Source organism: Vibrio sp. B1REV9, from assembly GCF_905175395.2.
Lineage (GTDB): Bacteria > Pseudomonadota > Gammaproteobacteria > Enterobacterales > Vibrionaceae > Vibrio > Vibrio alfacsensis.
Genome location: NZ_HG992746.1, coordinates 142,957 through 154,973, shown reverse-complemented (window position 1 = coordinate 154,973; position 12,017 = coordinate 142,957). Strand labels below are relative to the sequence as shown.

General features: G+C 44.5%; 11 protein-coding genes. 9 read left to right on the top strand and 2 right to left on the bottom strand.

Going from position 1 to position 12,017, the window contains the following annotated elements:
- Positions 1–87 precede the first annotated feature (87 nt).
- The gene (locus KHN78_RS14870; protein ID WP_211916770.1) at positions 88–744 is read left to right on the top strand and encodes a pyridoxamine 5'-phosphate oxidase family protein; all 657 of its coding nucleotides are present in this window, start codon (positions 88–90) and stop codon (positions 742–744) included.
- Between the two features lie 137 nt (positions 745–881).
- Here KHN78_RS14870 and KHN78_RS14865 read toward each other — a convergent pair whose 3' ends face one another.
- The gene (locus tag KHN78_RS14865) at positions 882–1,883 is read right to left on the bottom strand and encodes an AraC family transcriptional regulator (protein WP_211916768.1); all 1,002 of its coding nucleotides are present in this window, start codon (positions 1,881–1,883) and stop codon (positions 882–884) included.
- Between the two features lie 107 nt (positions 1,884–1,990).
- On the opposite strand from KHN78_RS14865, the gene KHN78_RS14860 reads away from it, so the two are divergent.
- The 6 genes from KHN78_RS14860 (at position 1,991) to KHN78_RS14835 (ending at position 9,723) form a co-directional block, all read left to right on the top strand.
- Positions 1,991–2,317 (top strand): MFS transporter, encoded by a 327-nt coding sequence (locus tag KHN78_RS14860; protein ID WP_128813142.1) that lies wholly within the window; start codon positions 1,991–1,993, stop codon positions 2,315–2,317.
- A complete protein-coding gene (locus KHN78_RS14855; RefSeq protein WP_211916766.1) occupies positions 2,317–3,540 on the top strand; it encodes an HlyD family secretion protein in 1,224 nt (407 codons plus the stop codon). Before KHN78_RS14860 ends, KHN78_RS14855 begins: the two co-directional genes overlap by 1 nt.
- Positions 3,541–3,683: 143 nt before the next feature.
- Positions 3,684–5,030, top strand: a complete 1,347-nt coding sequence (locus KHN78_RS14850; protein WP_211916764.1) for an ABC1 kinase family protein — start codon at positions 3,684–3,686, stop codon at positions 5,028–5,030.
- A 186-nt stretch (positions 5,031–5,216) separates the two neighbouring features.
- Complete coding sequence (locus KHN78_RS14845; RefSeq protein WP_211916762.1) at positions 5,217–6,563, top strand: magnesium transporter; 1,347 nt, start codon at positions 5,217–5,219, stop codon at positions 6,561–6,563.
- A 634-nt stretch (positions 6,564–7,197) separates the two neighbouring features.
- On the top strand, positions 7,198–8,436 hold the full coding sequence (gene codB, locus KHN78_RS14840) for a cytosine permease (protein WP_128813146.1): 1,239 nt from the start codon (positions 7,198–7,200) through the stop codon (positions 8,434–8,436).
- A gap of 9 nt (positions 8,437–8,445) precedes the next feature.
- A complete protein-coding gene (locus KHN78_RS14835) occupies positions 8,446–9,723 on the top strand; it encodes a cytosine deaminase (RefSeq protein ID WP_211916760.1) in 1,278 nt (425 codons plus the stop codon).
- Positions 9,724–9,788: 65 nt separating this feature from the next.
- On the opposite strand, the gene KHN78_RS14830 is transcribed toward KHN78_RS14835, so the two are convergent.
- On the bottom strand, positions 9,789–9,971 hold the full coding sequence (locus tag KHN78_RS14830; protein ID WP_211916758.1) for a hypothetical protein: 183 nt from the start codon (positions 9,969–9,971) through the stop codon (positions 9,789–9,791).
- A 301-nt stretch (positions 9,972–10,272) separates the two neighbouring features.
- Between KHN78_RS14830 and KHN78_RS14825 the strand changes: the two genes are divergently transcribed.
- Both KHN78_RS14825 and KHN78_RS14820 read left to right on the top strand, forming a co-directional pair.
- Positions 10,273–11,037, top strand: coding sequence for a hypothetical protein (locus tag KHN78_RS14825; RefSeq protein ID WP_211916755.1), 765 nt, complete (start codon positions 10,273–10,275; stop codon positions 11,035–11,037).
- A gap of 124 nt (positions 11,038–11,161) precedes the next feature.
- A complete protein-coding gene (locus tag KHN78_RS14820; RefSeq protein WP_211916753.1) occupies positions 11,162–11,833 on the top strand; it encodes an HD domain-containing protein in 672 nt (223 codons plus the stop codon).
- Positions 11,834–12,017: the final 184 nt, after the last annotated feature.

Genomic DNA, 12,017 nt, shown 5'->3' with positions numbered 1-12,017 from the left:
GGCACTCCTTACGCTACCAGTTAAGCGATACATTGCAATCAAAGATTGAGGCACATCAACCTCGATTCAAACGCGTAAGGAGAAAAAATGCTATCAAATACAAGTCGGACAGAAGTTAAAAAAGCCGCCCACAAAGTGGTATTGGATATGGAGCATTTGCATGCCATCATTGATGAGAGTCTTATCGCTCACATCGCGATTAACAACGAATCCGGCCCCGTTGTGATTCCAATGTTAGCGTGGCGCGTTGAAGATCAAGTCTATATCCACGGCGCAAATAACAGCCGCTTGTTGCGTTCACTAAAAGATGGCTCGCAAACCTGCTTAACGTTCACCTTGTTTGATGGTTGGGTGTTGGCTCGAAGCGCATTTCACCATAGCGCCCACTATCGTAGCGCTGTCATTTTTGGTCAGTTTGAAACCGTCGAAAACACTCAAGAGAAAGACCGATTACTCAATCACTTTATTGAGCAAATCGCACCAGGCAGAACACAGGAAATTCGCTTGAGCAATGAGAAAGAACTTACAGCCACTATGCTGCTGCGCATGCCACTAACGGAAGCCTCAGTAAAAATAAGTAACTTTGGTGTGAATGATGATGCGGAAGATATGGATTTACCAGTTTGGGCCGGCGTTTTACCTTACAAAACCGTCATCGGCCCTCTCCAAGCATGCGAAAACTTGTACGATGGTATTGAACAGCCAGATTATCGCAGCGCTTACCCCAACCGCTGGCAAGAGTAAACACCAACTAACCTCAACTTAGGATAACCTAAGCCATTCAGCAATGTAGACTTTCTTATCCCGAGTTGAGATTAGCTAGAGCAGAAATTCTTAATACTACGCGACCATCAATCCGTCTTTCCTCTGACGAAAGTGCGTTAATTTTCTGCTCTTAATGCATACTGCTTAGGGGTAATTCCACGGTGCTTCTTGAACATCCTATTAAAGCTCGCGACATTGGTGTATCCCAAACGAATAGCGATGTCATTAATGCTAACGTGCTTGCCCAATAGTTGCACTGCAATATTGCTCAGCACGTAGCCTGATACCGTAGAAAAGTTAAGTCCTAGCTTTTGCAATCGACGCTGAAATTGCTGATCAGACAAACCTAACAGATGCGAAACTCTGTCTAATGTTGGCAACCCATAGTGACTGCTATAACTGACCACTTCATAAATCACTTTTAGCTCATCTTCTGGATCTGGCATATTGAGTAAATCGTCCAGATCAGAGAAATTCATTGCCAGTCGACTCTCTTCTCGATGGGTCAATTGACGTGAAGCAAGACGATCATCAATGTGGAGCCACACTTCTGTTCTCGGTTGGCTCCAATCAACCTCACAACCAAAGTACGCCTTATATAGCTCATGATTTTTCCTAGAACCCGAGATGCTCACGCGAAGTGGTCGATAATCTTGCCCTAAAAATTCACGTAATATTTTTACCATGAAAACGGCGCTACGAATGCTGTCATGCACTTTGATAGACGTATCGATAAATGGATTGTGGTAAGTCCATTTAAGTATATTGCCTGACTGAGCACCGGCAAAAAATGCCCCCGACTGTAAATTACTCACACCATAATTGACCCTTCGGATCGTGCTTGAAAGATCATTGCCAGAAAACAGCCAACGTCCAACTGGGCCGAGCTTGTTTAGATCCACCCCTCGGCTAATATTGAGAATCACATCAGGATCTTGACTCAGTTGCTCAATGCGTCGATACCATTCGCTAACCGCAGTTAAAGGGATAAGCGTCATGGGATTGTGGAATACGGAATCAGGAATCCCTAGGTCTTCGGACTGCAAATTATACTTTGATAACGCGAGGTTATGCATATTTAGGATGCCCATTGCACGTATAAATCGAACCGTTTTCATGACTAATCACATCAAATTTGTCTTATTATTGATTTAATTTGTCACAAAGCATCATCTATTTCAATTACAAAAGAGAATACCCAACAGTTGAAATAGAGGAGTATTGAATGAGTTTACTCAGTGTCCCATTTGTCGGAACAGGCGCAGACACCGCTTTACATGTGGTAGCGGCTGTCGTTTTAATCGCGAGTGTCGTAGGCGCTTGTTACGGCTTTTGGAAAATCCATGAATTACCAATTAACAAGGCACACAGCAAAGATCACCACCAAATTGGGCTTATCACCGCCCTCACTTGGATAGGGTTTGTCTGGCACTGGGTATGGGTGCTAGCCGTGATTTTTGCATTCGTTGATATGGAAAAAGCCATCATCAACCTGCGTGATACATGGAAGAGTAAACCGCAGACAGATACGCAACCACAAGAGGAGGCGTAATGTTAGAAGGTTTAGCGGTTTGGGCACTCTTCATTTACCTACTTCGTTTAGTCGGCATGCCTTGGAACAAAGGCACTAAGGCATTCTCTTACCTTGGTGGTGTCGGTTGGTTAATGTTCGTATGGGTTGGATTGATCAACTTTACGCCAATGGACTTGTCAGGAGGTTCCGTTGTTCAGTCACCGCATATTCAATTACGTCCTGACTCAACCAACGTAAAAGGTAAAGTCGACCACATTCATATTGAGCCAAATCAGCAAGTGGCAAAAGGTCAACTGATATATGAGCTTGATCCGACTCAATATGAAATTGCATTAAACCAAGCAACGGTTTCAGCAGATGCTGCCCAAGTGACATTGGAAACTGCTCGTGGCGATATCGAAATTGAAGAAGCAAATCACGAAGCACTTTTACAGGATCTAGAAACGTCAAGGAGCCAATTAGAAGCGGCAAAAATTGACTACTCGTTACAGAAAAAGATGTTAGATCGATACGTAGAGCAAAACCGTGTGGTACAAAATACCATTACAGAAAGTGATATCGACAAACAGACCAGTGCGGTGGATATGGCTCACCATCATGTTCTGACACTTGAATCTCAGATGAAAAAGAAACAAGTGGATATCTCACGAGCAAAACTCGCCATTCGCAAAGCAGAGCTCGCCGTGGAGACAAAACAAGCCGAACTGCGTCAAGCGAAAGAGCAGATCGCAAAAGCGCAATGGGATTTGAACAGCACCAAAGTGTACGCACCAAGCGATGGTTTTGTCACAAACTTTCTTCTGCGTGAAGGTCAGCGTGTGTCAGCGATGCCGCGTATTAACATGTACACCAATGAGAAATACGTACTGATGCGGGTCAACCATCAAGCAATCCGCAACATCAAACCGGGTCAGCCTGCCGAGTTCGCATCGTCAGTTTACCCAGGAAAAATATTCTCAGCGACCGTTGAAGGCATTGTTGAAGCAACCGGTGAGTCACAAGGAAACCTGCTTGGCTTAGACGATTCAGTACGCATGACAACTGGCAAGAACTTGCAGAACAAACATCACTTTGTACGCTTAAAAATTGATGAGCCAGACAACTACGACATTCCCGTCGGCTCTGTTGGCCTTGCATGGGTGAGCGGCGAAAAGCCTATTGGGTTCTTATCGTTCTTAGATGCAATCCGAGGCATCATCATTCGAATGAAGTCCCAACTGTACTTCTTCTACTCTATCTAACTTCACTAACCGCCAGTTATACTGGCGGTTTTCTTTTGATTTGTATCCGTGCCCGTATTTTTTCCGTATAACTGGTAGTAAGTAATGTATAACTGATATTAAGTAACGTACAACCAGTCGTGAGTATACAGCGGAGAAGATTCATGTCGGCAAAGGAAAGAAGCCTACCTACCCATCGAATTTCAAGATTTGGAAAGTTTGCATCGTTAGCGACGCGTGTGGCTGGTAATGTGATTGCTGAGGGCACAAAACAAATCGCCAAAGGCAACAAACCCAATACAAAAGATCTGTTGCTGACACCGAAAAATATCGCCCGCTTAACCGAACAACTCGCCCACCTGCGTGGCGCAGCCATGAAACTGGGACAAATGCTTTCCATGGATGCGGGTGACATGCTTGAGCCAGAACTTGCTGACATTCTCTCACGTCTTCGCTCTGATGCTGATCCTATGCCGGCAAAACAATTGAACAACGTCATGGAAAACGCTTTAGGTTCAAATTGGAAAGCGGAGTTTCTCTCATTTAACTTCAAGCCCATTGCGAGTGCATCGATCGGACAAGTACATCAAGCCTACAGCGATGCTGGCGACAATCTCGCCGTCAAGGTACAGTATCCAGGCATCCGCAAGAGTATTGACAGTGACGTTGACAATGTCGGCACACTGCTCAAGATCGTAGGATTAATCCCTGAGTCTGTCGATTACAAAGGCTTGCTTGAAGAAGCAAAAAAACAACTCCACGATGAAGCCGATTATGTGCGCGAAGCGCAATTTGCCACTCGCTATTATGATGTATTGAAAGATCACCCTCACTTTGTTGTGCCAAAGATCCATACCGAAAGTTGCTCAGATTCCGTGCTAGCCATGGCGTTTATAGACGGTTGTCCTATCGAAAGAATTGAGCATTGCGACCAAAGCACGCGTGATTTTGTCATGCACAGTTTGCTTGAGTTGCTGTTTAAAGAATTGTTCGAATTCAAGATGGTACAAACCGATCCTAATTTCGCCAACTATGTGTTTAATGAAGAGACTCGCCAAATAGGTTTATTAGATTTTGGGGCAACTCGTGAATACAGCGAGCGATTTAGTACGGGATACCGCCAGGTGTTTTCATCGGTCGTAAACCATGACGAGCAAGGCTTGAATGATGCGTTGGAACAAATTGGATTCTTCAGTCAAACCATCATGCCTGAACAACGAAAGGCGATTCTTGATTTGGTGAATATGGCATGTGAACCAATGCTGGTTGATGAACCTTATGACTTCAAAGCCAGTGGTCTAGCACAGAAGTTACGTGAAGCTGGCACCATATTGAGCATGGAGCAGGACTACTGGCATACTCCTCCGGCTGACGCCCTCTTCTTGCACAGGAAAATTGGCGGCATGTATTTGCTGGCTGCCCGCATTGGCGCGAGAGTCAACGTTCAACAATTGGTTATGCCTTACCTTGATTTAGATGCTTCAGAAAATGGGCCGTTAAGCACTCTCTAATTGCAAAAATGTGCACAAAAGCGTCAAAGCGATGCACAAGGATTTACCCACCAATTAAAGGTTGGGTATAAAAGCATCACTTCCACCTAAATTCCGTACATTCTGACGGGCAGGCTATTGTTTTTCTGTCCCTTTCAAGTACCTTGAACAACTGTCAAAAGAATAACCAGACTGTCGGGGTACTCGGTGAGTAAGTTTCAAGACCTCTCCACTCTAATTGAACAAATTGTAAAAGCAGAAGAAGCAGATCGAGTTACCGCTTTAAACGATTCTATCGAATTCGGTCTAGAGTCAGGCTCGATCGCATTGATTCTAGAAGCCTTTCCGATCGAAGAGCGTGTGCGCTTATGGCGTGCCCTACCGCTAGAGCTGCATATTGACGTTTTAACAGAAATGCGTGCCGAAGTACGTCTTTCCATCATTGACGCCCTATCAGAAATTGAGCTTAAGCTGACGTTAGCCAAACTCGACAACTTATCGTTGATCGAATGGGCGGATTCGCTGCCAGAAGAGTTCATCAATGAAGCCTTAGAGCTTATCGAAAAAGATGAACTAGAGCTCTACGATCAAGCAAACGAATACGAAGATGAAGAGTTAGGCCGCTGGGCTGAACGTAAAATCATCACACTTCCATTTAACATCACCGTAGATAAAGCGCGCCGTTTGATGGAACGCTACAGTTACGATACGCCACAACAGGTTTACTTAATCAACCGAAAGAAGCAGTTTCGTGGCGCTGTGAACTATTACGAAATCTTGCGTAGTGAGTCTGATACTCGCCTAAAAGCTCTCGCCATCGAAAATGTCACCACTCTTGATAGTAAAATGGAGCTACCCGAAGCAGTCGAGGCACTTGAGCACAGCTCGTTACCTGCCTTACCCGTTACCGATGCCGATCAGACTTTGATCGGAGAAGTAGATTGGCAGTTTGCTTTAAGTACACAACGCGAAATTTACGAAGCACGCTTAATGGCGGGTACCGGTATGGATGAAGGCGATGACTTATTCGCTCCCGTCCTAAAAAGCTCACAAAAACGTGGGGTATGGCTCGGCATCAATTTACTCACCGCAATACTCGCATCCGTTACCATTGGCATGTTTGAGGATGTGATTACGCAAGTCGTTGCGCTTGCCGTATTGATGCCAATTGTTGCCTCAATGGGGGGCATTGCAGGCAGCCAAACACTGACACTGATGGTCCGAGCAATGGCTCTCAATCAGATCACGCCGGGTAACCGATTTGCATTACTCAAAAATGAGCTTGGTATCGGTTCACTTAACGGCCTACTTTGGGCACTGATCATTGGTGGTTTAGCTGGGCTTTGGTTCCAATCACCAATATTGGGAGGAACAATAGCGCTGGCGATCATTGTTAATATTATTACAGCCGCGTTGTTTGGTGTGTTAATTCCTATCGTACTGGACAAGTTGGATCTGGATCCTGCACTAGCAGGCTCGGTTATCTTAACTACGGTCACGGATGTGGTCGGCTTTTTCGCATTTTTAGGTACCGCCAGCCTCGTCATGCTGTAAAAATACGATACAACATTGAACGAACCTCTGTGCCAATCGCGTTCATTCGATTGGCATTTTTTTGCGCTCAGTTTCTCCGAGCACTTTACGACCAACTTCCCTCTCGACTTTCTTCCTTAACTGTTTTGTACCGACTAAGGTTAGCCAGCTTCTCCGGCAATACTTTGCAATCGATTACAAGATGCTTTCTTCAATTGAAAACAACAGAAAATGACAACTTAATGCAAAAAGTAGCAATTAACACCCATAACCACAAGTAAATATCGATTTTTTTGTTCAAAAGACAACCAAACAAAACTAACACTAAAAGTAACCGTTTGCCTCGTGCGCATAAAATAAGAAAAATCACATATAGAAATACAAACATGATGATTAAAACAGTTTCCAAACAAAATAAGAAAATTGACCCCTTGGCTTAAACTTTCTAGCACCTGAAGCAATTATATGAAACTTTTTTAAATCAAAAATTTAAAATTAAGCCATTGTTTTAAATAAACTTTAATTACGAAAACGACAAGGCAAACGGTTTAATGACAAAAAACTCATTGACTATGAGATTTACATCACGATAATACGCGCCGTTTACCCAGATTTTGTGGGCAATAATTGATTTTTTAATTTTGTGGAGGTAAAAATGGCTGCAGACAATAACTACAGTCTTGGACCGGTTCCTAACACCGCTAGAAAGGGTGTTGCTTCATTAACCATGGTTATGTTGGGACTCACGTTTTTCTCCGCAAGTATGTGGACGGGTGGCTCGCTCGGTACTGGCCTCTCTTTTAATGATTTCTTCCTCGCTGTTCTCATTGGTAACCTCATCCTCGGTATTTACACTTCTTTCCTCGGTTACATCGGCGCTTCTACTGGTCTTTCTACTCACCTCCTCGCTCGTTTCTCTTTTGGTTCTAAAGGCTCTTGGCTTCCTTCCGCACTTCTTGGCGGAACGCAAGTTGGTTGGTTTGGTGTCGGCGTCGCCATGTTTGCCATTCCAGTACACAAAGCTACAGGCATTGACACCAATACACTTATCATTATCTCGGGTCTGCTGATGACCGCGACGGTTTACTTTGGCATCTCTGCACTTATGGTTCTCTCTGCAATTGCCGTTCCAGCGATTGCATTGCTAGGTGGTTACTCAGTGGTAGAAGCCATCAACAGCATCGGCGGTGTGACAGAACTGCAAAAAGTACAACCTGCTGAGCCACTCGACTTCTCTGTTGCATTGGCGATGGTGGTAGGCTCATTCGTTAGCGCAGGTACGTTGACCGCCGATTTCGTGCGATTTGGTAAAAAGCCCAAAGGTGCCGTAATCGTGACAATGGTGGCGTTCTTTATCGGCAACTCACTCATGTTCATCTTTGGCGCGGCAGGCGCTTCAGTGACTGGTCAATCTGATATTTCAGAAGTGATGATCGCACAAGGTCTTCTTATTCCAGCTATCATCGTTCTTGGCTTGAACATTTGGACAACGAATGACAACGCGCTATACGCATCTGGCCTTGGTTTCTCAAACATTACTGGTCTGCCTAGCAAATACATCTCAATGGTGAATGGCTTAGTCGGTACTTTGTGTGCACTTTGGCTTTATAATAACTTTGTTGGCTGGTTAACATTCCTATCGGTTGCTATTCCACCAATCGGCGGGGTTATCATTGCGGATTTCTTCATGAACCGTAAACAGTACAAAAATTTCGAAGCTGCACAGTTCCAAACCGTGAACTGGGCTGGCATTATCGCAGTAGCAATTGGTGTCGCAGCGGGTCACTTCCTACCTGGAGTGGTTCCGGTTAATGCTGTACTAGGCGGCGCAATCAGCTACCTGATTCTCAATCCTATTCTAAATAAAAAAACACTGGCACAGCAGCCAGCGTAAGGAACCATCATGACAACACTATTGATCAAGAACGCAACGCTAAAGGGACAGGAAGGTCTCCAGCAAATTCTGATTGAGGATGGTCAATTCAAGCGTATTGAAGACAATAATGTAGAGCTTAATTACACAGGTAATGTGCTGGATGCAGAGGGTGGCATGGCTGTCGCGCCTTTCTGTGAGCCGCATATTCACCTAGACACAACGCAAACTGCAGGTGAGCCAAATTGGAACATCTCGGGAACCCTATTTGAGGGCATCGAGCGTTGGGCTGAGCGCAAGGAAATGCTGTCGATTGAAGACGTAAAAACACGCGCAAAGCAAACCCTAAAATGGCAAATTGCTAACGGTGTGCAACACGTTCGTACTCACGTTGACGTTTCTGACCCGACCCTTATCGCGCTAAAAGCGATGGTTGAAGTGCGTGAAGAGATGAAAGAGTGGGTAGACATTCAAATCGTTGCTTTCCCGCAAGAGGGCATTCTCTCTTATCCGAACGGTAAAGAGCTACTAGAAGAAGCCGTTCAGCTTGGCGCAGATGTTATCGGTGCAATTCCTCACTTCGAATTCACTCGCGAGTACGGCATCGAATCTCTGCATTATGTGTTCGAATTGGCACAGAAATACGATCGCCTGATTGATGTTCACTGTGACGAAATCGATGATGAGCAATCGCGCTTTGTTGAAACTCTGGCTGCACTAGCGCACAAGTTCAACATGGGCCACAAGGTAACCGCAAGCCATACAACGGCTATGGGCTCTTACAACGGTGCTTACGCATCTCGCCTGTTCCGTCTGCTACGCATGTCTGGTATCAACTTCGTTGCAAACCCATTGGTGAACATCCATCTTCAAGGCCGCTTCGATGATTACCCGAAACGCCGTGGTGTAACCCGTGTGAAAGAAATGCTGAATGCAAACATCAACGTATGTTTTGGTCACGATGATGTATTTGACCCTTGGTACCCACTAGGTACTGCAAACATGCTACAAGTGTTGCATATGGGTCTGCACGTGTGCCAAGTAATGGGTTACGACCAAATCAACAATTCGCTTGATCTGATCAGTACAAACTCAGCACGAACACTGAATATTCAAGACAAACACGGTATTGAAGCGGGTAAACCTGGTAGCCTATTGATTCTTCCCGCTGAAAATGGCTTTGATGCAGTGCGTCGCCAAGTGCCAGTTCGTTACTCAGTACGTCACGGTAAAGTCATTGCAGAAACGCAGCCAGCGACCACGCATATTCACCTTGATGAACAAGAGCAAGTCACTTACAAACGTTAATTGAACCAACGTTTCAACGACTAACGCTTAAAACGAAAAAAGGGTCTGACTAATCAGACCCTTTTTTATTTTTTGATTTTTTGCGTAAGTTTCCCAAGACAACTCATTACATTTCTCAACATAGACGTTGTAGTTCCCAGGTACACAACGTTGCCTTGTTTATCAATGATCGCAGGTACAACTTTTAAGCCTTTCATATCTGCACCACCCTCTACCAACTTACGCTCTAGCTCATATAAATCCTGCATAATTTGGACTCATTTTATAATTTTTCTTTACGTGCGCATGCTATCCCTCTAACGAGGCACAAATGTTGATGGAGATCATAAAATTTTTATCCTTTACTTTTAAATTCATCGATTTTTGACTCGAACGCACCCAAGTTGGTCAAGAACCAATCATTGTATAAATGTAAGTTCTATCAATCATTTCCATCTTTCCCCCTCACAAGGACTCAAGCTGATAACTCACGGTTATCAGCGAGATAAGTGGATTGCAATCAAACACTGTTCAATAATACCTCCGAACCAAACATCTCGGAGTAAACACATGAACACTTTCAACAAAACTACTTTAGTTGCTGCGTTATCTCTTCCCCTCCTTGCAGGATGCGTGACTCCGGGAGAAGACGATCCAAATGCATTAACCAAACAGGGCGCTGCGGGAGGTGCACTATTGGGATTAACGATGGGAGCACTAACGGGTGATGCCGATCTCGCTGTAAAAGGTGCAATTGCGGGAGGCGTTGCTGGTGGTGTTGCAGGTGCTGGCGCTGATATCCATAACAACCGCGACAACATCCGCCACGATAGCCGTAATGACGCGATAGGCGCAATTGGTGGTACGCAAAACACCACGAATGCACCTCAACAATGGCAAGAAATCGACAATTTTGTCGGCAATTGGAATGTGAATATCCAAAACCATAGCCGCGACTTTAAAGGCTTAAATGGTTTGTCTGCACAAGGCTCGCTCGCAAAAACAACCGAAGCAAATGTCAAAGTGACGAATGCACAAGGTGTCGACTTAAATGCCGAATTCACATTCGATGCGCAGTCAGGCTACCAACTAACACTGACCAATGAAGCAAAAAACGTCTCTGTTGCATTCGCCGGAGAGCAACAAGCGCAGACCAGTCGCTACAACTTCTACCCTGTGAATATTAACGATGTCATTTATCAAGGCATCCCAACAGGCGATGTCCGTGTTGAGCTTGGTTTTGCTGGTCCTAATGTTTGGACTATCGACAGTTATGCTTACTTAGATGGCTCCGAGCAAAAAGTGCAAACGTTCCGTTTTACCCGAACTCAGTAATTCATTTTTCGTAGTACCACAACCTCACAATAACAACGTCTCTTTTGGCAATTTTAAAAAGGCTTAGGCATACTGAGTACCCTGTACTCCACATTGCCTAAGCCTTTATTTTTTCGCCTAATTTATGACTCAATCAGCCCCATTAGATCTCAGTAAATTTGAACCGCTGTTGTTGCAGTTCATGAAACAAGAAATGAAAACCGATGCTGCACATGATCTTAGCCATGTCCTTCGTGTCGTCAAAACAGCAAAGCAACTTGCAAACCGAGAATCAGCTAACCTCGCAATCGTATTGCCAGCCGCGTATCTGCATGATTGCTTCACGTATCCCAAAGATCATCCCAATCGTAAACAAAGTGCTTCACTCGCGGCAGAAAAGGCCCTATCGTTTTTAAAAAGCATTGATTATCCAACCCAATATTACGACGCGATTGCTCATGCGATCAAAGCACACAGTTTTAGCGCCAATATTACCCCAACCACATTAGAAGCTCAGATAGTGCAAGACGCAGACCGACTTGATGCGCTTGGTGCAATTGGGATTGCGCGCTGCATTCAAGTTAGCACTCTGTTTCATGCCAAACTTTATTGCGACGAAGACATGTTTGCCAAGCAGCGAGCGTTAAACGACAAGCAATTTACTATCGACCATTTTCAAACCAAACTGTTTAAAATTGTCGAGACCATGAATACGCGATCTGCTCATGAAGAGGCGCTAAAGCGCAAAACATTCATGCTTGCCTATTTAGAACAATTAGCGGATGAAATCGAATCACGTGATGAAACACAAAGTTGATCAGACAAAACACCAAGTTATAAATCATCACTGAACTGTCCGTGAGTTGAATAGAAACGCCACTTGTTACAAAAAGAGTGCTCGATTTGCGAATTTCCTGACATACGTTAAGTATTTAATTTAGTAGGCTATATCTATATCCGAGCCGTGTTATCTAGACTTAGCGTTTTGGGTATAAATAACG

What these genes read in the sequence shown, in the direction of transcription:
- KHN78_RS14870 (WP_211916770.1), top strand. Translation starts at nt 88, where the DNA reads ATGCTATCAAATACAAGTCGGACAGAAGTTAAAAAAGCCGCCCACAAA.
- KHN78_RS14865 (WP_211916768.1), bottom strand. Translation starts at nt 1,883, where the DNA reads ATGAAAACGGTTCGATTTATACGTGCAATGGGCATCCTAAATATGCAT.
- KHN78_RS14860 (WP_128813142.1), top strand. Translation starts at nt 1,991, where the DNA reads ATGAGTTTACTCAGTGTCCCATTTGTCGGAACAGGCGCAGACACCGCT.
- KHN78_RS14855 (WP_211916766.1), top strand. Translation starts at nt 2,317, where the DNA reads ATGTTAGAAGGTTTAGCGGTTTGGGCACTCTTCATTTACCTACTTCGT.
- KHN78_RS14850 (WP_211916764.1), top strand. Translation starts at nt 3,684, where the DNA reads ATGTCGGCAAAGGAAAGAAGCCTACCTACCCATCGAATTTCAAGATTT.
- codB (WP_128813146.1), top strand. Translation starts at nt 7,198, where the DNA reads ATGGCTGCAGACAATAACTACAGTCTTGGACCGGTTCCTAACACCGCT.
- KHN78_RS14835 (WP_211916760.1), top strand. Translation starts at nt 8,446, where the DNA reads ATGACAACACTATTGATCAAGAACGCAACGCTAAAGGGACAGGAAGGT.
- KHN78_RS14830 (WP_211916758.1), bottom strand. Translation starts at nt 9,971, where the DNA reads ATGCAGGATTTATATGAGCTAGAGCGTAAGTTGGTAGAGGGTGGTGCA.
- KHN78_RS14825 (WP_211916755.1), top strand. Translation starts at nt 10,273, where the DNA reads ATGAACACTTTCAACAAAACTACTTTAGTTGCTGCGTTATCTCTTCCC.
- KHN78_RS14820 (WP_211916753.1), top strand. Translation starts at nt 11,162, where the DNA reads ATGACTCAATCAGCCCCATTAGATCTCAGTAAATTTGAACCGCTGTTG.